Source organism: Streptomyces sp. NPDC060000, from assembly GCF_042737375.1.
Taxonomy (GTDB): domain Bacteria; phylum Actinomycetota; class Actinomycetes; order Streptomycetales; family Streptomycetaceae; genus Streptomyces.
In genome coordinates, this window is the sequence record NZ_JBHWUU010000060.1 from 1 (window position 1) to 20328 (window position 20328).

17 protein-coding genes are annotated in these 20328 nt (G+C 71.8%); 8 read left to right on the forward strand and 9 right to left on the reverse strand.

Annotated features, from left to right (window positions below; translation table 11 throughout):
- The first annotated feature begins 251 nt into the window (after positions 1–251).
- On the forward strand, positions 252–866 hold the full coding sequence (locus tag ACFWBB_RS28275; protein ID WP_385277929.1) for a TetR/AcrR family transcriptional regulator: 615 nt from the start codon (positions 252–254) through the stop codon (positions 864–866).
- 48 nt (positions 867–914) lie between these two features.
- Here the strand turns inward: ACFWBB_RS28275 and ACFWBB_RS28280 are convergent, their stop codons facing one another.
- The gene (locus tag ACFWBB_RS28280; RefSeq protein ID WP_385277931.1) at positions 915–1286 is read right to left on the reverse strand and encodes a VOC family protein; all 372 of its coding nucleotides are present in this window, start codon (positions 1284–1286) and stop codon (positions 915–917) included.
- A gap of 103 nt (positions 1287–1389) precedes the next feature.
- Here ACFWBB_RS28280 and ACFWBB_RS28285 point away from each other — a divergent pair, with 103 nt between their 5' ends.
- On the forward strand, positions 1390–2775 hold the full coding sequence (locus tag ACFWBB_RS28285; protein WP_385277933.1) for a hypothetical protein: 1386 nt from the start codon (positions 1390–1392) through the stop codon (positions 2773–2775).
- Here ACFWBB_RS28285 and ACFWBB_RS28290 read toward each other — a convergent pair.
- Both ACFWBB_RS28290 and ACFWBB_RS28295 read right to left on the reverse strand, forming a co-directional pair.
- On the reverse strand, positions 2720–4471 hold the full coding sequence (locus ACFWBB_RS28290) for a DUF2264 domain-containing protein (protein ID WP_385277935.1): 1752 nt from the start codon (positions 4469–4471) through the stop codon (positions 2720–2722). The genes ACFWBB_RS28285 and ACFWBB_RS28290 overlap by 56 nt on opposite strands.
- 90 nt (positions 4472–4561) lie before the next feature.
- Positions 4562–5608 carry a rhamnogalacturonan acetylesterase gene (locus ACFWBB_RS28295; protein WP_385277937.1) on the reverse strand — a complete coding sequence of 349 codons (1047 nt, stop codon included), beginning with the start codon at positions 5606–5608 and terminating at the stop codon, positions 4562–4564.
- Between the two features lie 190 nt (positions 5609–5798).
- Between ACFWBB_RS28295 and ACFWBB_RS28300 the strand changes: the two genes are divergently transcribed.
- Positions 5799–7481 (forward strand): rhamnogalacturonan lyase B N-terminal domain-containing protein, encoded by a 1683-nt coding sequence (locus tag ACFWBB_RS28300; protein ID WP_385277939.1) that lies wholly within the window; start codon positions 5799–5801, stop codon positions 7479–7481.
- A gap of 7 nt (positions 7482–7488) precedes the next feature.
- Here ACFWBB_RS28300 and ACFWBB_RS28305 read toward each other — a convergent pair whose 3' ends face one another.
- Positions 7489–8901 (reverse strand): RICIN domain-containing protein, encoded by a 1413-nt coding sequence (locus ACFWBB_RS28305; RefSeq protein ID WP_385277941.1) that lies wholly within the window; start codon positions 8899–8901, stop codon positions 7489–7491.
- Between the two features lie 391 nt (positions 8902–9292).
- Between ACFWBB_RS28305 and ACFWBB_RS28310 the strand changes: the two genes are divergently transcribed.
- Positions 9293–11494 carry an autotransporter gene (locus tag ACFWBB_RS28310; RefSeq protein WP_385277943.1) on the forward strand — a complete coding sequence of 734 codons (2202 nt, stop codon included), beginning with the start codon at positions 9293–9295 and terminating at the stop codon, positions 11492–11494.
- A gap of 93 nt (positions 11495–11587) precedes the next feature.
- The gene (mmuM, locus tag ACFWBB_RS28315) at positions 11588–12529 is read left to right on the forward strand and encodes a homocysteine S-methyltransferase (RefSeq protein ID WP_385277945.1); all 942 of its coding nucleotides are present in this window, start codon (positions 11588–11590) and stop codon (positions 12527–12529) included.
- Between the two features lie 291 nt (positions 12530–12820).
- Here the strand turns inward: mmuM and ACFWBB_RS28320 are convergent, their stop codons facing one another.
- Positions 12821–14566: a carboxylesterase/lipase family protein gene (locus tag ACFWBB_RS28320; RefSeq protein ID WP_385277947.1), complete on the reverse strand. Its 1746-nt coding sequence runs from the start codon at positions 14564–14566 to the stop codon at positions 12821–12823.
- Between the two features lie 304 nt (positions 14567–14870).
- Between ACFWBB_RS28320 and ACFWBB_RS28325 the strand changes: the two genes are divergently transcribed.
- Entirely contained in the window at positions 14871–15932 is a 1062-nt protein-coding gene (locus ACFWBB_RS28325; RefSeq protein WP_385277949.1) for a LacI family DNA-binding transcriptional regulator, read from the forward strand.
- Between the two features lie 485 nt (positions 15933–16417).
- Here ACFWBB_RS28325 and ACFWBB_RS28330 read toward each other — a convergent pair whose 3' ends face one another.
- The 3 genes from ACFWBB_RS28330 to ACFWBB_RS28340 all read right to left on the reverse strand — a co-directional run bounded on the left by ACFWBB_RS28330 (position 16418) and on the right by ACFWBB_RS28340 (position 18357).
- Positions 16418–16675 (reverse strand): hypothetical protein, encoded by a 258-nt coding sequence (locus tag ACFWBB_RS28330; protein ID WP_385277951.1) that lies wholly within the window; start codon positions 16673–16675, stop codon positions 16418–16420.
- The gene (locus ACFWBB_RS28335) at positions 16672–17535 is read right to left on the reverse strand and encodes an oxaloacetate decarboxylase (protein WP_385277953.1); all 864 of its coding nucleotides are present in this window, start codon (positions 17533–17535) and stop codon (positions 16672–16674) included. The genes ACFWBB_RS28330 and ACFWBB_RS28335 overlap by 4 nt, the downstream gene beginning before the upstream one ends.
- Before the next feature lie 168 nt (positions 17536–17703).
- Positions 17704–18357 carry a ThuA domain-containing protein gene (locus tag ACFWBB_RS28340; RefSeq protein ID WP_385277955.1) on the reverse strand — a complete coding sequence of 218 codons (654 nt, stop codon included), beginning with the start codon at positions 18355–18357 and terminating at the stop codon, positions 17704–17706.
- A gap of 89 nt (positions 18358–18446) precedes the next feature.
- Here ACFWBB_RS28340 and ACFWBB_RS28345 point away from each other — a divergent pair, with 89 nt between their 5' ends.
- Both ACFWBB_RS28345 and ACFWBB_RS28350 read left to right on the forward strand, forming a co-directional pair.
- Complete coding sequence (locus ACFWBB_RS28345) at positions 18447–19079, forward strand: VOC family protein (RefSeq protein ID WP_385277957.1); 633 nt, start codon at positions 18447–18449, stop codon at positions 19077–19079.
- A gap of 97 nt (positions 19080–19176) precedes the next feature.
- The gene (locus tag ACFWBB_RS28350; RefSeq protein ID WP_385277959.1) at positions 19177–19572 is read left to right on the forward strand and encodes a VOC family protein; all 396 of its coding nucleotides are present in this window, start codon (positions 19177–19179) and stop codon (positions 19570–19572) included.
- On the opposite strand, the gene ACFWBB_RS28355 is transcribed toward ACFWBB_RS28350, so the two are convergent.
- Positions 19503–20255 (reverse strand): helix-turn-helix domain-containing protein, encoded by a 753-nt coding sequence (locus ACFWBB_RS28355; RefSeq protein WP_385277961.1) that lies wholly within the window; start codon positions 20253–20255, stop codon positions 19503–19505. The two genes, ACFWBB_RS28350 and ACFWBB_RS28355, sit on opposite strands and share 70 nt — an antisense overlap.
- Positions 20256–20328: the final 73 nt, after the last annotated feature.

Below are 20328 nucleotides of genomic sequence, written 5' to 3' on the forward strand. Positions count from 1 at the left end.
GCTCCCAGCCGGCCGGCCGCGCTGCTGAGGAGGTTGACGAGTGATCGGCAGCATCGAGGTGCGCGGCCCCTGCCTCCGTGGTCCGGTGGGCTCCGTCCCGGGCCGGCCGGACCGAAACCGGACCGAAACCGGATCGGTCCGGACCGGACGGTGGAGTCCCCACCCCGCCGTCCGATCCCCCTGCCTGCGGAACCCTTAGGATCCTGCCTGTTACCTCCAGGTCCGAGCGCAGCGCACACAAGGCGGTCCCCATGCCACGAGTCGGCCTCACCACCGACCGCCTCGTCGAGGCCGCCGCGGAACTGGCCGACGAGGCCGGCTTCGACAACGTCAGCATCTCGGCGCTGGCCCGGCGGTTCGGGGTCAAGGACGCGAGCCTGTACTCGCACGTCAAAAACCTTCGCGAACTGCGGACGAGGCTCGCGCTGCTGGTCGGCGGCGAGATGATCGACAGGATCGCCGTGGCCGTCGTCGGACTCGCCGGCAAAGAGGCGCTGGTCGCCTTCGCGGGGGCGTATCGGGAGTACGCCCTGCGCCACCCGGGCCGGTACGCGGCCACCCAGATCCGTATCGACCCGGAGACCGACGGGGAGCTGACCGCCGGCTCCCCCGCTCCGCGCCGCACCGCCGAGATCACCTACGGGATGCTCCGCGCCTACGATCTCGACGAACCCGATCTCACCGACGCCGTCCGCCTGCTGCGCAGCACCTTTCACGGGTACTGCGCGCTGGAGGCGGGCGGCGGCTTCGGTGCGCCCCGGGATGTGCAGCGGTCGTGGGACAAGGCGATCGACGCCCTGCACATGGCCCTGACCCACTGGCCACGGGAGACCGACACGGGCGACATCGGCGACACGGCCGGCTGACCCGGACCGAGACCGCCGGGCGGCCACCGCCGCCTTGAGCCCGCCGCCTCAGTCCACCGCCCGCTCCCCCGCGCTGCGCTCCACGCAGAACTCGTTCCCCTCCGGGTCGGTGAGAACCGCCCACCCCGTGCCGTCGGGCCTGCGGCGGTCGCCGGCCAGCGTGGCGCCGAGGGCGAGCAGACGCTCGACCTCCTCCTCGCGGGTGCGGTCCTGCGGCTGGAGGTCGAAGTGGATCCGGTTCTTCCGGCTCTTGCCCTCCGGGACGGTGACGAAGAGCAGCCCCGCACCCTCGATCAGCGCCTCCTCGTCGCCCGGCTTGTCGTCCTCGTGGAGGGGCAGCCCGAGCACCTCGGACCAGAAGCTGCCGAGGGCGTAGGCGTCAGAGCTGTCGATCGTCACGTGACGGATGGCAGAAGTCATGGCCGGATTCTTCTGCACATCGATCGCACACGGCAACGCGGATTCCCGCCCCCACGTCGTACCCGCCGGGCAACCTATTCCGCCTCGGCGGCAACCACTGGCCATGACATCTGCACGACACACGACGCGCCACCGCCGGATGCGCGCGGCCCGCAGGCCCGCGATCGGCGTCCTCGCGGCCGCCGGGGTACTCGCCGGCGCCTGGTGGGCCACCGCCGGGGCCGCGACGACCTCCCCGAACCTCTCCCCCACCACCACTGCGGTCACGCTCGCCGCCAAGTTCCCCTACCTGTCGGCCGGTTACAACAACACCCGGGAGTGGACGCGGACGGCGACCGCGGTGGCCCCCGACGGCACACTGCGCGTCGGCTGGCCGGCGGCGGACGGCGTCCACGTCACGCCGCTCACCGCCGCGGGGAAACGCTCGGGCGCCGACACGGTCGTCAGGGGCGCCAAGGAGGTCGGCGGTCTGGTCGCGCACAACAACGGCTTCGCCCTGCTCACCCGGGTCGCCGACACGAACAAGTGGAAGGAGACGGCCGCCGCGATCGTCCGCTACACAGGCGGCAAGCGGACCTTCGTCACGAAGCTCACCGGGACCGCCTCGCACGACACCGCCCCGCTGCTCGACGGGCAGCTCACCTGGAACGGCACGAAGTACGGCGCCTACTTCGTCGTGCACGGAGCCGGCGGCTTCGCCGACGGGCACTACGGGGACAAGATGACGTACCTCAGCGCCAAGGGGGCGAAGCTCGGCGGCGGTTGGAGCTGGGGCTGCAGCCACAACGAGGGCATCGCCCTGCACGCCGAGACGTCCGGCGCCTTCACCTCCCTGTGCTTCGACGACTGGCGCTCGGGGCTGTTCGTCTCGACCGGTATCGGGGCCCCGGACACCGCCCCGGTGGTGCAGCGCGAGCAGTGCTGGGCCGGTTACTGCGGCGGCACCTTCCCCGGCCGCACCGGCGATCTCGTGAAGTCGTCCACCGGCCGTTACGTGACCGCCTTCGCCTCCCGTGGCGCCCTCTCGGCCAAGAAGAACCCGGACGACGCCAGCGGCCGTGGCTGGACCGTGAAGCCGAGGACGAGCACCCATCAGGTCGCGCTGGCGTTCCTGAAGAACCGCAACTCCGGCCCGGGCAAGGCGGTCTACCTCACCAGCGCCGCCGGCACGGAGAACGTCGACGTGCATGTCGCGCCGTACGGGAAGGACCGCCTTCTCGTCTCCTGGGAGTCCCTCAAGGGCGCCAAGTGCGCGAGCGGCACCTGCACCGGAACCTTCACGGGCACCCACCTGCGTCTCGTCGACTGGAACGGCACGTTCCAGAGCCCGGACAAGGTGGTGAGCACCCGTATCACCGGCGACCTCGCGGTCCTCAGGGACGGGACGCTGACCTGGGCGTACGCCCCCGTGACGCCGTCCTATGCGAAGGCGCTCACCGGGGCCTCACCGACCACGACGACACTGCGGGTGGCTCGGCTGAAGCCGTGAAACGGAAGTGGCGCTCCGCGCCCGTCGGCCACCGGACGCTCAGGTCGTACGCCCCGTGAGCGTGGTCGGCGCCGGCCCTCCGCACCTCCACGGACACCAGTTCCGACAGGGGCAGGGGGTCGGGCTCGGCGGTGAGGCGGGCCAGCGCCACGAAGAGGGTGGCCGGACCCTCTCCCAGCACACCCGACAGGGGGGCCGTGCCCGACAGCCCGTGCAGGGGCACCAGATCCGCCCGCCGCTCCCCGCCCTCCTCCGGCGCCCAACCCGTGACGCGTACTTCCGTGCCCGGTTCCGCGCCGGTCACCAGATGGGCCCGTACCTCCACCGCGCCCCGGGCCACCACCAGGCTGGTGACCTCGGCGCCGGAGCTCAGCGCGTACCGGGAGGCCGCCCAGTCCTCCCCCACGCCGAGCGGGACGATGCCCTCGCGGTGCGGGTCGCCGCCGACCGTGACGGCGTTGTCGGCCGGCGAGTCCACGGGGCGGGTGACCGTGGAGTACGCGAACCGTGTGTAGTGCGGGTCGTAGCGGACGTCCTCGCTGCCGTGGTTGTGCAGGCGCACCAGTCCGTCCGAACTCGTCGACTGCAGGAGCCAGTTGGGGGCGGCGACCGGGGTGACCGTGTTCTCCCGTTCCGCCGGACCCGCCTCCTCCCGCGCCGTCCACACCTCGTGTTCCGGCGGGATCAGCAGACCGAGGAAGCCCTTGCTCGCCCAGTACGGGGAGGCCGGCCCCGAGTAGCCCTGGAGGACCGACCCGTCGGGGCCGTGCCAGCCGAGCGTCAGCAGCCCGTGTTCGTCGACCGCGTCCCGTTCCAGGAAGTACTTCAGCGCGCCCGAGGCCAGGCGGCGGGTCTCGCCGGGGAGCAGCGGGGTGTGGCCGGTCAGGGCGCCCAGCCACAGGGGGGCGGTGGTGGCGAAGCGGTAGGTGAGGGAGCGGCCCTGGTGCAGGGGGGCGCCGTCGCTGCCGAACAGGCGGGCGTAGTCGGCGAGATGGGTCCTGAGCCGGCCACCGTAGAGGGTGAGCAGCTCGGGATCGTCGGCCAGCCAGGCGTGCAGGACTGGGTAGAGGTGCATGGCCCAGCCGTTGTAGTAGTCGAAGGCGCGGCCGGGACCGTCGCTGTACCAGCCGTCGGCGACGTACCACTGCTCGATGCGCTCGAGACCGCGGTCGATCGCCTTGCGGGAGGCCTCCGGCTCATGGCCGACCGACTCCAGGAAGCCGCCCACCGTCACCGGGAACAGTTCCCAGTTGCAGGGCCAGGCCTCGGCGGTCAGCGCGTCGCCGAGCCATCGCGCCGCGCGCTGCCGGACGCCGTCGTCGAGGCGGTCCCAGAGCAGCGGACGGGTCAGCCGCAGCGCGAGGGCGATCGACGCGGCCTCGACGAGCGGCTGGCCGCGGTCCTCGATGCGGGGCCAGACCCCGCCGACACCGGCCGCGAGACCACACGCGTAGCGCTCGAGCGCCGTCTCGTCGCGGCGGAAGGCGGCCAGCAACAGGGTGCGGGCGTACCCCTCCAGGCCGTCGGAGAGGCGGCCCGACCAGCTCTGCCGGTCGCCCGGAAAGTGGTACAGAGCGCGGTCCTCGGTGGCGTAGGGCTCCACCGCGGCGAGCAGGGCGTCGGCGGCCGCCTCCCAGTGGGCGCGGGTGTAACCGGTGCGGGGGCTACGGGCGGAATCGGGCGGGGGCAGGCGCATCTGCTGTTTCTTTCCTTCGCGGCCGGGGCGGGGCCCGGTGGGGCCAGGACCTGGGAGCGTCCCGGTTCCGGTCGGGACGCCCCCAGGCGTTCATCCCACCCGCACGGTGCCCCTCGGCACCAGATGCCGGGCGGCGAGTTCGTCACGGACCAGGCCCGCGTAGACCGTCGCTCCGTGCACGGAGGTGTGCGTGTTGTCGCGCTTCTCGTTGTACAGGTAGAGCGCCTTGGAGCCCTCGACGCCCAGGGACTCCACCAGTTCCTTGGTCCTGGCGGTGAGATCGATCAGCGGAACGTCCTGCGCGGCGGCGACCGAGCGGATCACCGCCGGGTGGTCGACGCCAAGTCCGTTGACCAGCAGAGCCGTTCCGTTGTTCAGCGTGCCGTCGGCATTGAACCAGCGGCGCACGATGGGGGTCACCAGGACCGGCCGTCCGCCCTTCTCCCGCACTCCCGCCACCAGTGTCTCGAGATTCGCCCGGTACGTCGCCTCGTCGGTCGTCTTGTCGTTGTGGGCGAGTTGGACCAGCACGAGATCGCCGGCGCGGATCAGCGGCTGGACCGTGGCCCAGAGCAGCGGGTTCCCCAGATACGTGACCGTACTCTCCCCGGAATCGGCGTAGTTGGCGACCGACACTCCCTTGCGCAGGTACTGCGGCAACTGCTGGCCCCAGCCGGTGTACGGGTCCGCCGGCTGGTCGCAGACCGTGGAGTCACCGACGAGGAAGATCTGCCGGGCGTGCGAGGCACGGGTGACCCGGATGTCGGCGAGGGCCGGCGCCGAGCCGCCGACCGTCAGGTCGAGACCGGCGGTTCCGGCCACGCCCGTCGGCTCTCCCTCCGGGGTACGGACGTCGACCGTGAAGCTGCGGACGACGTGTCCGCCGGCGGGGGCGGCGGTCTCGGGGAGCAGGGCGCGCCGGGTCTCTCCGCTGATGGCGGTGCTCGACCCGGTGTCGCCACCGAGGACGACCTCGACGTCGTAGGTGCCGGGCGGGACGTCGAAGTGGCAGGCGGTCGCGGCGCAGTTGTCGATGCCGAGCGGTGCGCGACCGCCGTGGGCCTGCGCGGCGGGTCCGGTCGTCAGGCCGATGGCCAGGGTCAGTGCCGCCAGTACGGCGATGTTGAAACGTCTCACTTGCGGCTCCTCCGGCACGGGAACAGGGCTGGCGGCTGGACCGTACCGTCTCTGGCAAGCGCTTTCTAGGGCTGGGACCGATTTCACAAGATTGCCAACCTCCAGCAAGCGAAAGCCCTTTCGCGAAATCGATTCAACTGTCAATCTCTCAGTCACCCGCACCCCCACATCTCCCGAAGGAGGCACCCCCATGTCCGGATCCGAGAGCCACAGGCCGGTCCGACGCCGCACCTTCGTCCTCGGCACCGCGGCCGCCGCAGGCTCGGCCGCCCTGGCCGGACCGCTCGCCGTACCGGCCGCCGCGGCGGCCTTCGGCTACACCGACGACGGCTCGAACTACGTCGTCGACACCGGTGCCAACCTGGTCTTCAAGGTCAGCAAGAGCACCGGCGACCTCACCTCGCTGGCCTACCGGGGCACCGAGTACCAGGGCTACGGCGGCATGAACTCGCACATCGAGTCGGGCCTGGGCAGCTCCACCGTGACGATCGCGCAGTCCGGCTCGACGATCCTGATCTCGGTCACGCACGGCACTCTGAAGCACTACTACGCGGCCCGCAGCGGCGAGAACAACGTCTACCTGTGGACCAACAAGGCCGACACGTCCGTCTCCGCGACCCGCTACATCGTGCGCGTCAGGGCGGGCCTGTTCCTCAACGACGAGCCCGACTCCTACACCTACACGACCAGCACCGTCGAGGCCTCCGACGTCTTCGCGAAGTCTGACGGCCAGACCCGCTCCAAGCACTACTCCAAGCTGCGCGTCATCGACTACGACCACATCGGCTGGACGACCGGCAGCGTCGGTCTCTGGATCGTGCGCAGCAACCACGAGAAGGCATCGGGCGGCCCCTTCTACCGCTCCCTCCTGCGCCACCAGAGCGCCGACGGCGGCGGCCTGTACGAGATCCTGTACTACGGCCAGAACCAGACCGAGGAGCAGCGCTTCGGCCTCCAGGGCCCGTACGTCATCGCCTTCACGGACGGCGGCGCGCCCTCCTCGGCACTGTTCCCCGGCACCCTGACCACCTCGTGGGCGGACTCGCTCGGCATCTCCGGATACGTGGGGGCGAGCGGCCGCGGCCGGGTCGCGGGGGTCGGGATCACCGGGCGCAACACGGCGTACCCGTACACGGTCGGGCTGGCCAACTCGGCGGCGCAGTACTGGGGTCCGGCGCGGTCCTCCGACGGTTACTTCTCGATCACGGGGGTGCTCCCGGGGACGTACACGCTGACCGTCCACAAGAGCGAACTGGCTGTATACAGTACGCAGGTGACCGTGTCCGCGGGCGGGACGACCACACTCAACTCGATCGCGATCCCGTCCTCGAACGACCCGGGCAACGCGAGCGCGATCTGGCGGATCAACGACTGGACCGGTACGCCGAGCGGTTTCAAGAACGCCGACCTGATGACGTACGCGCACCCCTCGGACGTCCGGGCCGCCGCCTGGACCGGCAACGTGGTGATCGGCAGCGGCAGCGAGACCTCGGCGTTCCCCTGCTACCTGTGGAAGGACGTCAACAGCGGTCTGCTCGTGTACTTCAAGCTGACCGCGGCCCAGGCCGCCGCCGCGCACACCCTGCGGATCGGTGTGACGACGGCCTACGCGAACGGCCGGCCGCAGGTCGTGGTGAACGACACCTGGACCTCGTCGATCCCCTCCCCGCCCACCCAGCCGAGCACCCGGTCCCTGACCAACGGGTCCTACCGGGGCAACAACAACACGTTCACCTACAGCGTGCCGGCGAGCGCGTGGCTCACGGACACCGGCCAGTACAACGTGCTGAAGATCAACGTGGTGAGCGGTTCGGGAACGACCTCCTACCTCAGCGCGGGCACATCGATCGACGCGATCGACCTGCTGACCTGACGTTGCATCAGGTGCCGCGCGTCCACTGCTGGTTGGCCCCTCCGTTGCACGTGTATGTGATGACGGCGGCCGAGTTGGCGGTGGACGCGCCGTTCACGTCGAGGCACTCGCCGCTCGCGCGCGCCTTGATGTTGACGTAGCTGCCCGAAGTCGTCAGCGACCACTGCTGAGTGGTGGCCGTCGCGTCGCAGTTCTCCTGGCTCACCGTGTTCGCGTTCTCCCGCAGGCACAGGGAGCTGTTCCTGACGACCAACTGGTAGTAGCCGGCGCCGACGGACCTGAACCAGTACCTCTGGTTGTCACCGCCGTTGCAGTCGTACTGCTTGATCTGGGCGCCCGCCCACAGGGACTGGCTCGTGACGTCCGCGCACCTGCCGCTGTGCCGGGCGACGAGCGTGTTGTACGTGGCGCTCGTGCCGGTGACCGTTCCGGCCGCCGTGTCCACGGTGATCTCGGGGGACCAGGACATCGACAGCGAGGTGGTCGTGGGGAACGTCAGCGGCAGCCAGACGTAACGGGAGTCGTTGACGGTCCCGCCGAAGGAGTTGCCCCAGCGGTCACCCAGGTAGAGGTACGACGTGCCCGAAGTCCCCTGGACGGGAAGGACGTACGCGGTCTGCGAGCCGTACGACGTCGAGTCGCCGACGTTGGTCATGGCCGTCCAGGGGCCGGCCGGCGAGGTGGCCGTGGCGTACTGCTGCTGGTTGGGGCTCCAGCCGGTCGCGGCCGAGGTGAGCATGAAGTAGACGCCGCCCCGCTTGAACAGCGCCGGCGCCTCTCGGTGGCCGCCGTGCCAGGGGTCGGCGACCAGGCTCGCGATACCGGTGTAGTCGGCCGTCAGCCGGTAGATCTGCAGGTCGTAGTTCTCGCGCGCGGCCGAGACCATGTACCCGGCGCCGTCGCTGTCCACGAAGACCGTGATGTCACGGGACATGTGCTGGTCGAGCGGACGGAAGCTGCCCTGCCAGGTGTAGTTCCCGTCGACGGTGTCCGACACGGCGACGGCGGCCCGGGCCTCGCTGTAGTCGGTGCCGTTCTCCTTGTGCATCCACATCACGAACTTGCCGGTGGAGGCGTTGTACATGACCTTGGGGCGCTCGATGTTGGCGGTGGCCAGCTCGGAGTCGCTCGACTGGGTCAGGACGTGGTTGCGGAATTCCCAGTTCTTCAGGTCGGTGGAACGGTAGGCGTCCACGTACCGGAACGTGTTGTCGGCGTTGCGGTCCTCGCCGAACCAGTAGTAGTAGGAGCCGACTTTGAGCACCCCGCCACCATGGGCGTGCACTGGGCTGCCGGAACTGTCGGTGAACTGCGTGCCGTTGGCGATCGTCACGGGCGCCGCCTGAGCGGGTCCGGCGGTCGCGAGGGCGCCGATCAGCATCAGACAGAGGGCGAACAGGGTCGTGTACGCACGTCTCATCGCACGCACTCTCCTTCACGGTGTCGGCGAAGGGGACGCCGAAGTCGAGGTCGGGGGTGCCGTCCGGATGCCGTCCGAGGGCCCGGCTCCGGGTGTGGCGGTCGAGGTCGTTCGGCGGGTCGCCGTCGATCCCCTTGCGGGGTCCACGCGGCTGCCCCTCGGAGAGGGGCGTTCGGAATCGCGAACAACATATGGAATGGCGAACGCCGAAAAGGTAAGGGTGTGTTACGAGCAGGTCAACGGGTCGGACGGGACTTGATGGAAAGCCCTTTCCGGAGTTTTCCGGCGGGATGGTGGTTTTCCGGGGCGGGCGAGCTCCGGTGGACACTGGGTCGCCCCACGACGGCAGCGAATTTCTGTTATCGGCGCCGCCCCGACGCGTCTCCGATGCGTGCGCAGCCCTCTCCACACCTCAGCAGCGGTCACCGGCGCCCTCGCGACCGTCGCCGCCCTCGTGGCCCTCGCTCCCCCGGCCGCGGCCGCCGGCGCCCGGGACGTCACCGCCGACGTCCTCGCCGGCCGGGACGTGACGCTCTCCGGCGACACCGTGATCACCGTGCCCTCCGGAACCACCACCTACGACGGTGTCTTCCGCGGCGCGGGAACACTCACCGTGCGCGGCGGCGGAACGCTCGTCCTGAGCAGGGACAGCGACTTCACGCTGCCCAGGGCGCGACAGCGGCAGGTGGTCCGCACGCTGGGCGGAAACCATCCCTACACCACGGTCGGCAACCCCGACCCGCCCGCGATCACCGTCGAGCGCGGGACGACCCTGCAGTACGGCACCGGCGGGGGCACGGGTCTGATCGGGCACTTCCCCTACGACACTCCCGGCTACCGGCTCAATCAGCTCAACGTCCGGGTCGACGGCACGCTCCGGCTGTCGCTGACCCGCACCTTCAACATCGGCACGATCAGCGGCAGCGGCCTGGTCACGCAGCCCCGCAACATGTGGGGCACCCTCGACCTGGCGGGCAGCCACCCCTTCTCCGGGGTCATCGACAACGGCACCGGGATGGCGGTCGGCCGCCCCGAGTACCCGGTGTCACTGCCCAACGCCCGGGCGATCCTCAACCAGGGCTCCTGGATCATCGACACCCCGCTGAACCAGACGGTCACGCTGCGGCAGGACTTCTACCAGCGGGAGTACGGCAGCGACGTCAACGTCCACACGCGGCCCGGCAGCAAGGTCGTCCTCACGGGGCAGTACAGCTACAGCGACCGGGGCGGCGACACCGACCCCTCACTCAGCGACCCGGACATCAACTGGCGTGCGGTACCGCACCAGTTGAACAAGCGAGGCACCAACATCGAGGGCGCCGACGTGCAGTGGGGCGACGGCACGACGCACCAGATCTTCATGCCGGGAACAAAGGACACCGTCTACATCAACCTGCACGAGGCCAGTGGGCGGCGGTCGCTGCTGACGTTCGCCTACGACGGGCCGGTCACCCTCGGTGCGCCGATCGGTGGCGGCAGGTACCACGACACGCTGGCCGCGCCCGGCGCCGGTGACGTCGTCATCGCCGGAACCAAGGGCAACGACGTCACCTTCGCGGCCGCGCAGTACTACGACGGCTCGACCACCGTGCGCAAGGGGGCGGTCCTGCGGCTGGGCTCGGCACAGGGAGACGGTTCCCTGCTCACCGGTACCGAACGGCGCCGGATCGTCAACGACGGCACTCTCGTCGTCCGCAACACGAAGACCGCGCTCTCCCTGTCCCGGCTCGGCGGCAGCGGCTCGCTCGTCCAGTCCGGAGCGGCGACCACGACTCTCACGGGTTCCGCGGTGACGTACACCGGGGCGACGACGGTCAAGCAGGGAATCCTCGCTCTCAGGGACGGGGCGACCCTCGCCAACAGCCGGGCGGTCCGGTTGACATCGGCGGGAGCGCGTCTGGACACCGGCGGCGCGGCGCTGCGGGTGACGAGCGCGCTCAGCGGCCGGGGCACCGTGAACGGGTCCGTGACGAACGAGGGCGTGGTCACGGGCGGGCTGACGGTGACCGGCGCCTACACGCAGAACGACAAGGGACAACTGGTACTGGCGGACCGGCCCCTGGAGGTGGGCGGCAAGGTCACCCTGGGCGGCGGGCTCGACCTGTCCGCGGCAGGTAAGGCCACCGCGGCGGCCGGGAAGGCCCCGGCCTCCGGCAAGGGCTCCGCCCCGACCGGCACCGCCTCCGCCAGGGGTTCCGCCCCGGCGGGCAGCGCCCCCGTCCGGGAGATCACCGTTGTGGACCACACCGGTGACACCTCCACGACCGGCACCTTCGACGAACTGCGCGAGGGAGCCGAGGTGAAACTTGCCGACACCGTCTACCGGATCAGCTACCGGGGCGGAGACGGCAATGACGTCGTCCTCACAGCGACGGCGACGGCCGCGAGTCCTTCGACGCGCGCGCACGATCAAGCCTCGTCGGGTGCGGGGACGGCGAAGACACGCAGCGTGGGCGCGACCGAGAGCGGCGCGTTCGGCTGGTGGCCGTACATCCTGGCGGCCGGGCTGCTCGGCGGCCTGCTGGTCCCGGCGAGCAAGCGGACGCGGGCCGGTGCGCGCCGGGGTGGACGGCACTCGGCGCCCGGGCGATGAACCGCCGGACGGGTCACATCCCATGATGCGGTCATTTTGTTCACTCAGCGGACGGATACGGCCGCCCGCCGTCCCTTCGGCTAGCGTCGTGGCATGACCAGCGACCTCCCCGCTTCCCTCGCCGAGACCTCCCTCGCCACGGCTCTCGCCACCGGAGCCGTCGTCCTTGACGGCGGTATGTCCAACCAGCTGGAATCCGCCGGACACGACCTGAGCGACGAACTCTGGTCGGCGCGGCTGCTCGCCGAACACCCCGAGGCGATCACCCGGGCGCACCTCACCTATTTCGAGGCCGGCGCGGACGTGGCGATCACCTCCAGCTACCAGGCCACGTTCGAGGGTTTCGCCAGACGCGGCATCGACCACGACGAGGCGGCCCGGCTGCTCACGCTGAGCGTGGAACTGGCCCGGCAGGCGGCCCGGCAGGCCCGGGACGGGGGCGTCGCCCGCCCGTTGTGGGTGGCCGCGTCGGTGGGGCCGTACGGGGCGATGCTCGCGGACGGCTCCGAGTACCGGGGCCGCTACGGGCTGAGCATCGACGAACTCGAGCGTTTCCACCGTCCCCGGCTGGAGGTCCTGGCCGCCGCGGCGCCGGACGTGCTGGCGCTGGAGACGGTTCCCGACGCCGAAGAGGCCGAGGCGCTGCTGCGCGCGGTGCGCGGGCTCGGGGTGCCGGCCTGGCTGTCGTACTCGATCGCCGGTGACCGTACGCGCGCCGGGCAGCCGTTGGACGAGGCGTTCGCCCTGGCCGCCGACTCGGACGAGGTGATCGCCGTGGGGGTGAACTGCTGTGCGCCGGAAGACGTCGAAGCCGCCGTGGCGACCGCGGCCCGGGTGACGGGCAAGCCGGTCGTCGTCTACCCGAACAGCGGTGAGGCCTGGGACGCGGAGGCCCGCGCCTGGACCGGCCGCTCCACCTTCACTGCCGAACAGGTCCTGGGATGGCGGGAGTCGGGGGCACGGTTGATCGGCGGCTGCTGCCGGGTCGGTCCGAAGGCGGTCACGTCGATCGCCCGGACACTGACCCCGGCGTAGACCTCCGCCCCTCGCCCACCACGAGGGCGCGGGGGCGCGGTCCCCGCCTGGGCCCGGGCACCTGGGCCCGGGGCGGAGTCCCGCCTGGGCCCGGGGCGGAATCCCGCCGGAAGCCCTCTCCCCACCGGGTCCGTCGTGGAGCCCCGCGACGGTAGCTCCCGGAAGCGGGGTCCGCGGTAGAGCCCGGCGACGCAAGCGCCCTCCCACCGGACCCGTCGTGGAGCCCCGCCGCACTCCCCCGCCGATGCCGGGGGCGGAGCCTCGTAAGGACGGCGTCCAGGGGGCGAGCGGTCAGCGTCCCTTCACTTCCCCGGGCCGGCGCAGCCGGCGTACCGCCGATCTCAGCTCGGTGCTGCGCGGGACCTTGCCGGGCAGCACCGAGGGCACGGCCGTCTCGTCGACCGGCTCTCCCCTCGCAGCGACCGCGGCCTCCGCCGGCCACAGGGCCAGCTCACGGTCTCGCGGGCCGTACGCGGTATACGACATACCGTCGACCTCGCACGCGACAGTGTCGACTTCTCGCGCGACGGCATCGGCCTCGCGCGGGACTCCGTCGGCCTCGTGCGCGACACCGTCTCCCGCGTACCGCCCACTGTCGACGCCGCCGAAGATCCGCACCGGATGCGCCGCGCTCCAGGCCTCCCATCCGGGGTCGCCCGTGGCCACGAACCGCGTCCACGCCCCGTGCATCGCGTCGGCGAGTTCCTGTGGCGCGCCGCCCCCGGCGAGCTTCGCGGACTCGGCCGTCTCGCCGGTGTCGAAGACGAAGCCGAGCTCGAGGGCGTGGCAGGCACCGAGCCCGGGCCGCAGCGAGGGCCAGGCGAACTCGTACACGTACGACGCACCGGGTCGGGCCTCGGCCAGCTGGTGCAGGGGCAGGCGCAGCAGGCGGTCCGTGACCATCTGGCCGACGATCTCGGCGGTGCCGGCCCCGGGGTGCAGGACCCGGTAACCGCGCGGCACCTCGTGCCCGCAGCGGCAGCGGGCCATCGCGCCGGCGAGGGCGACGGGCCCCAGCCGGTCGACGCGCTCCGTCAGACCGCCCGGGACCAGCCACAGCCGGTATTCGTCCCGGGTCCAGCCGAGGAGCAGGTCGACGCCGGGGGCCGCGTCCCCGTCGATCAGGGCCTGGAGGGGGTCGCGCGGAACGAGGTCGCCGTCGACGACGATGCCGAAGGCGGGCCCGCCCAGGACCGGGCTGCTGAGCCTGCCGACGTCGGCCTGGGTACGCAGCAGCAGATCCCGGTCGACGGCGGCGAAGGCCTCGGCGGTGGCGGGGATCTTCAGCCGGGTCGCCATCCGGCGCACCATGCGCCGGACCTTGTCCCGCTCGAAGGCCTCCGGCGGGCCGCTCTGCAGGACGGCCCGCCGGAACAGGCCCCGCGCCTGCGGGGCCGCGATCAGGACTCCGGCGCTGATGGCTCCTGCGGACTGTCCCGCCAGGGTGACCCTGTCGGGGTCGCCGCCGAAGGCCCTGATCGAGCGATGGACCCATTCAAGCGCGGCGAGCTGGTCGCGCAGACCGGGGTTGGCCGGGGCGTCCGGAAACAGGCCGTAGCCCTCCACCCCCAGCCGGTAGCTGATCGAGACGAAAACGATCCCGTCACGGGCGAAGTTCCGCCCGTCGTACACCGGCACGGTCGAAGAACCCCTGGTCAAAGCGCCGCCGTGCAGCCACACCAGGACGGGCAGCCGAGCGGCCGGGCCGGGCTCGGGCGTCCATACGTTGAGGTTGAGACAGTCGTCGCCCGGCACGACGGGGTCGGACAGATACCGGGCGAAGGCTTCGGAGTACGGCGGTTTCGGCGGCGTCGGACCGAAGGCACCCGCGTCGCGCACCCCGTCCCAGGGCTCGGGCGGCACGGGCGGCCGGAACCTGCGGGCCCCGAAGGGGGGTGCCGCGTACGGGATCCCGCGGAAGACCGCGATGCCGTTCTCGTGCCTCCCGCGTACGGCCCCGTAGGGGGTCGTGACGACGGGATCGGGGTCGGGGTCCGCCGGGGTCTCGTCCCGGGAGTCCGTCGGGTCTGCCGCCATCTGCTCACCTGCCCTTCGCCGCGCTCACGCACCGGTATGACCAGAGCATCACAACAGCGTGCGGTATTCCGGCGCACGTGCTCACGGCAGGGCCATTCGGCGTAGCTCGGGGGGCGGCCGGCGCGTCGACGCCCGGCGGGCCGATCAGCGTCAAGATCCCGCGTTTTCCGGAGTCTTCACGTCACGCCCCGGCGCCCCTAGGATAGCAAGCGCTTTCTGTGAGCCGCCTGATTCCGGATCGGCTCCGTAAGGGCGCTGGTCGAACTTTCACTGGCCCTCGGGCGGGCCGGAGAGGTGGTTCCCGATGGTGCGCACGGCGAGTGCGAGTACGAGCGTGACGGCCGGGCCGACCCTGGCGGTCGTGGCCCGCGAGGCGGGTGTGTCCGTGCCGACGGCGTCCAAGGTCGTCAACGGCCGGGAGGACGTCGCCCCGGAGACCAGACGCCGGGTGACGGAGGCACTGGACCGGTTGGGCTATGTGCGCAGGCCGCGCTTCGACGCGACCAAGCCGCCGAGGCTCATCGACCTCGTCGTGCCCTCGTTGGACAGCTCCTGGTCGGGCGCGGTGCTGCACGGTGTGGAGGAGGCGGCCCACGACGCGGGCCTGGACGTGGTCGTCTCGGCCGCCCTGTCCCGCACCCGCGTCGGTCGCCCGCAGCGCGGTTGGCTGGACAAGCTGAGCGTGCGCGGATCTGCCGGAGTGCTGTTCGACCTGGCCGAGTTGACGGCTTCCCAGTACGCCTGGCTGGAGCACCACCGCACCCCGTTCGTGATGATCGACCCGGTGGTCGAGCCCCCGCCGGGGGTGGTGTCGGTGGGCGCGGCGAACTGGCAGGGCGGGGTGACGGCGACCGAACACCTGCTGGCGCTCGGCCATGACCGCATCGCCGTGATCTCGGGCCCGCGCCGCAGGATGTGCAGCAGCGCCCGGGTCGCCGGTTACCGCTCGGCCCTGGCCTCGGCGGGGCTCGCGCACCGCCCCGAGTACGTGCGCAACGGCGGCTTCGACGAGGCCGTCGCCCAACGGCGCATGCGCGAGCTGCTCGACCTGCCCGAACCGCCGACCGCCGTCTTCGTCTGTTCCGACCGCATGGCCCTCGGGGTCTGTCTGGCCCTCGCGGAACGGGGGTTGAGGATCCCCCACGACGTCAGCGTGGTCGGTTTCGACGACCTGCCGGAGTCCCGGTGGACCACTCCCGCGCTCACCACCGTGCGTCAGCCGCTGGCCGAGATGGCGGCGACCGGGTTACGGCTGCTGCTGCGGATGATGGACGGCGAACACCCGGAGGGGACCAGGACCGAGTTGTCGACGCGGCTCGTGGAGCGGTCGAGCACGGCGCCGCCGCGTCGGCGCGCGGGGACGTGACACGGTGCCGGGCCCCATGCCGGCCCCGGTCGGCCGAAGCGTCCCACACACCCAAGCATCCGTGCACCCCACACCCCGGACCCCGCGCACCCGCACTCGTCCGACGCGACGGGCCGGATGGGCGCGCGCCGGACAGCGAGGAGCGCGACGGCGAAAGCGCGACACCACGGGTGCCGCGAGCGTGCAGGCGGCAGCGCGACGGCACGGAAGCCGCAAGCGCGACGGGCGACGGGCGACGGCACGGAAGCCGCAAGCGCGACGGGCGACGGGCGACGGCACGGAAGCCGCAAGCGCGGCGGCACGGAAGCCGGCCGCGAGCGCGACGGCGTGAAGCGTGAGGGGAGCCCGCAGGCGGCCGGGGGCCATCATCGCGGTGACGCCCGGCCGGTGTTTTCCCCCTCGGCCCTCTCGTCGCCCCTTGCCTCGGCCCCCCGCTCCGGCGCTCGCGTGGGCCTTCCCTCCGCCCCCCCGCCTCGGTCCTCGCCTCAGTCCGCCCCCCGCTCCGGTGTGCCGACCAGCGCCTCCATCAGGTCGACGGCGCTTCCGTCGTGGTCGCTGCCCGCGGTGCCGCTGCTGCCCTGCTGGACGTTGGCCGCCCGGTCGACCTCGAGGATCGAGTCGGCGTGCGAGTTGTCGACGACGGTGATCAGGCTTCCTTCGGCGACCGCGGGCCCCGCGGTGGCGCCCAGCAAGGCGGCCGCCAGGACCGTCGCCGTCCGAAGCCCGCGCGGGACCGGGATCACGCGTTCACGCTCTCGGGCGCGGTACGCAGACGGGCGATGTTCCGCTCCAGCAGTTCTGTCGAGGCCCGCACACCGATGCCGCTCGCCGCGTCCACCTCGGGCAGCCGGCCGTCGGTCCGCTTGAGGTCGGCGAGCGCGGAGTCCATCGCCGCGTGGGCGGCGAAGAGACACGGCGTGCTGTAGATGGCGACGTCCACGCCCAGGTCGGACAGCTCGCCCAGGGAGAGTCTCGGGGACTTGCCGCCGGCGATCTGGTTGAACAGCAGCGGCTTGTTCCCCACCACGTCACGGATCCGGCGGATCCACTCCACGGTGCGGACGCCGTCGACCAGGATCACGTCCGCGTCCGTGGCGGCCAGCGTCCCGGCCCGCCGCAGGATGTCGTGCTCGTCGGTGGCGTCCGTACGGGCGACCACGACCAGGTCGCGCCGGGTGGCCAGCACCATCTCCAGTTTCGCCAGGTACTCGTCCAGCGGCAGCACCTGCTTGCCGTCGGCGTGGCCGCACCGGCGTGGCCGTTTCTGGTCCTCCAGGATCACCCCCGAGGCCCCGATCCGCTCCAGGGCCTCCACCACGTGACAGGCGACCTCCGGATCGACGTAGCCGTCGTCGATGTCCACCAGCAGGTGCTGCTGCGGGAACGCGCCCCGCAGCCGCTGGACGAATGCCAGCATGTCCGGCCAGGCGATGAAACCGATGTCCGGCAGCCCGTAGTGCGAGGCCGCGAATCCGAAGCCGGAGACGAACATCCCGTCGTAGTGGTCCGCCGCGATCGACGCCGAGTACATGTCGTACACGCCGATCAGGGGGGTCGTTCCGGGTGCGGCGATCTGCTCCCGCAGTTTGTTCCCGTAAGTCACCGGCCGGCTCCTCCAATGGAGTCGAGGGGTCAACACGCCAGACGCAAGCGAGCGGTCGCGACACGACAGCCCTTTGCCAAGACAAAAGGATCTCTATGTCGATGTACGACTTTCCCGGTATGAAGGCTTTGCTCACCCCAATGGCGCAACCGGTTCACCGGAGAAACGTCACTGGTCCCGCAGCCGTGCCGCCCAGGCGATGCCACCGCTCAGATGGGCCCGGAAGCCGGGGTCGGCGTAGGCCTCGCAGGCGTGCCCGAGGGCCGTGTAGAAGACCCGTCCCCGCCCCTGCTCACGGCACCACACCAGCGGGTGGTCGGCTCCCATCCCGCCGCCGGTGTACGACGACTCGTCGGCTACGGCGAGAACCCGCACCCGCCCGCGTGGGTTGGCGCGGAAGTCGTACCACTCGTCGGTGAAGTCCCAGCGGGCCGGCAGTGTACGGGTGGCGGGGTGGCCGTGGTCCTCGATCACCACCTGGCCGGGCTGGTACTCGGGGTGGCGGGCGAAGCGGGCGCCGAGGAGTTCGCCGTAGTACGGCCAGTCGTACTCGGTGCAGGCCGCCGCGTGCACCCCGGCGAAACCGCCGCCCGCCTCGATGTACGCGGCGAGACGTGCCTGCCCGGCCGGGGTCAGCACCTCGCCGCTGGTGGAGAGGAAGACCACGGCCGCGTACCCGTCCAGGGAGGCCTCCAGGGCCGCCGGCTCCTCGGTGTGGTCGACGGTGAACCCGCCAAAGCCGCGTACGGCGGCGACGGCGTCCGGGATGGAGTCGTGACGGTAGTCGGTGGTGCGGGTGTACACGAGCAGGCGGGCGGTCATGGGGACGAGCGTAGGCGGCGGAAGTCCGGGCCCCGCGGCGGTTCTTGAGCAGGGCCGATCCGGAGGCCGGGCGCGTACGCTCGGGCGGGATGAACACCATTCCCGCACGCCTCGATCACATCGTCCTCGCAACGCCCGATCTGGCGGCGACGGTCGCCGAGTTCACCCGGCGCACGGGAGTGGTCCCGGCGCCGGGCGGGGTGCATGTCGGGCTCGGCACCCGCAACCATCTCGTGGGCCTCGGCCGTCGCGCGTATCTGGAGATCATCGGCCCGGATCCGGAACAGCCCACGCCGTCCAGCCCGCGCCCCTTCGGTGTGGACGCGCTCGCCTCGGCTCGGACGGTCACCTGGGCCATCAGCCCGCCCGACCTGGACGCGACGGTCGCGGCCGCCCGCAGCCGCGGCTACGACACCGGCGACGTACGGGAGATGAGCCGGCGTCACCCCGACGGCACTCTGCTGCGGTGGCGGCTGACCGACGGCGGCTCCCCGCATCCGTCCGGCCTGGTGCCCTTCCTCATCGACTGGGGCGGTACTCCCCACCCCTCCGCCTCCGGCCTGCCGGTCAGCCCCCTGCTGGAGCTGACCGCCACCGTCCCCGACCCCGAGGAGGTCCGCCCCCTGCTGACCGCTCTCGGCACCGGCCTCGCCCTGACCGAGGGCCCGGCGGGATTCTCGTTCACCGTGGACACGCCCAACGGGCCGGTGACCTTCGGCTGACCCGGGGAGCCCTCGTCCCCGGCAGGCGCGTGCGTCCGGTCCCGGCCTGTCCGTTTCGTTCAAGACCGGTGACGGCGCCGCTGTCTACCGTTGCCCTATGAGTCCACGATTCGATGCCATCGGCCTGGTCGTCTCCGACATGGCCGCCTCCGTCTCCTTCTACCGTCTGCTCGGCTTCACCTTCCCCGACGGGGCCGAGCGCGAGCCGCACACCGAGGCCGAACTCCCCGGTGGCCTGCGGCTGATGCTGGACACCGAGGACACCGTTCGCTCGTTCCACCCGCAGTGGCAGGCGCCGTCCAGGGGTGGCCGGGCCTCACTCGCGCTGCGCTGTGACACACCGGGCGAGGTCGACACGGTGTACGAGGAGCTGCTGGGCGCCGGTCACCAGGGCGAGCTGAAGCCGTGGGACGCCTTCTGGGGTCAGCGGTACGCCGTCGTGCTCGACCCCGACGGCAACGGCGTCGACCTGTTCGCGCCGCTCGCCCGGTAGCCCGGCCGCCGACGCACCAGAGCGCCCAGGGTGAGTCCCGTGAACTCCCTTATGTCCCGGGAGAGATGAGACTGGTCGGCGTATCCGGCCCGGTCCGCCGTGTCCGCGTACGGGATGCCCTGCCGGGCCAGGGCGAGAGCTCGCTGCAGGCGCAGGATCCGGGCCAGCGTCTTGGGGCCGTAGCCGAAGGCGGCCAGCGAACGGCGGTGCAGCTGGCGCGCGCCGAGGCCGAGTTCGTCGGCCGTGCCGGCCACCGCACGTCCCGCGGCGAGGGCGGTGACCAGTCGGCGCAGTGCCCGGTCGGGCGGGGCCGCCCGTTCCAGCGCCAGCTCCTCCAGTGCCGCCGCCGGGTGAGCGGCCGCGGCGATCCGGCCGCTCAGGCGACGCACTTCCGCCGCAGGCCACAGATCGGCCAACTCCACTCGCCGGTCGCGCAGTTCGTGGGCCGGTACGCCGAGCAGCGCGGGCGCGGTGCCGGGGAACAGGCGGATACCCGCCCAGGACACGGGCGGGCCGCCGAGGAGGTGAGCGCGGGTGTCCGGCCCGGCGACCAGCAGTCTGCCCCCGCTCCACAGCAGGTCCATACAGCCGTCGGGGAGCACGGGAAGCGCGCCGGGCGCCGCCGACGGCGTGTTCGTCCACACCACCGCCCCGGCCAGCCGGGAGGCCCGCTCCTCGTACATGTGCACCAGGCTACGCCGCCGGGATCCGGGGCTCAGCCGCAGATCCGCACCGCCGCCCGCACCGTCCTCCGCC

Bases quoted from the DNA above. Each gene is read 5' to 3' on its own strand.
- ACFWBB_RS28350 (WP_385277959.1), top strand. From the start codon at position 19,177: ATGAGTCCACGATTCGATGCCATCGGCCTGGTCGTCTCCGACATGGCC.
- ACFWBB_RS28285 (WP_385277933.1), top strand. From the start codon at position 1,390: ATGACATCTGCACGACACACGACGCGCCACCGCCGGATGCGCGCGGCC.
- ACFWBB_RS28275 (WP_385277929.1), top strand. From the start codon at position 252: ATGCCACGAGTCGGCCTCACCACCGACCGCCTCGTCGAGGCCGCCGCG.
- mmuM (WP_385277945.1), top strand. From the start codon at position 11,588: ATGACCAGCGACCTCCCCGCTTCCCTCGCCGAGACCTCCCTCGCCACG.
- ACFWBB_RS28305 (WP_385277941.1), bottom strand. From the start codon at position 8,901: ATGAGACGTGCGTACACGACCCTGTTCGCCCTCTGTCTGATGCTGATC.
- ACFWBB_RS28300 (WP_385277939.1), top strand. From the start codon at position 5,799: ATGTCCGGATCCGAGAGCCACAGGCCGGTCCGACGCCGCACCTTCGTC.
- ACFWBB_RS28345 (WP_385277957.1), top strand. From the start codon at position 18,447: ATGAACACCATTCCCGCACGCCTCGATCACATCGTCCTCGCAACGCCC.
- ACFWBB_RS28355 (WP_385277961.1), bottom strand. From the start codon at position 20,255: ATGTACGAGGAGCGGGCCTCCCGGCTGGCCGGGGCGGTGGTGTGGACG.
- ACFWBB_RS28290 (WP_385277935.1), bottom strand. From the start codon at position 4,471: ATGCGCCTGCCCCCGCCCGATTCCGCCCGTAGCCCCCGCACCGGTTAC.
- ACFWBB_RS28320 (WP_385277947.1), bottom strand. From the start codon at position 14,566: ATGGCGGCAGACCCGACGGACTCCCGGGACGAGACCCCGGCGGACCCC.
- ACFWBB_RS28280 (WP_385277931.1), bottom strand. From the start codon at position 1,286: ATGACTTCTGCCATCCGTCACGTGACGATCGACAGCTCTGACGCCTAC.
- ACFWBB_RS28340 (WP_385277955.1), bottom strand. From the start codon at position 18,357: ATGACCGCCCGCCTGCTCGTGTACACCCGCACCACCGACTACCGTCAC.
- ACFWBB_RS28325 (WP_385277949.1), top strand. From the start codon at position 14,871: ATGGTGCGCACGGCGAGTGCGAGTACGAGCGTGACGGCCGGGCCGACC.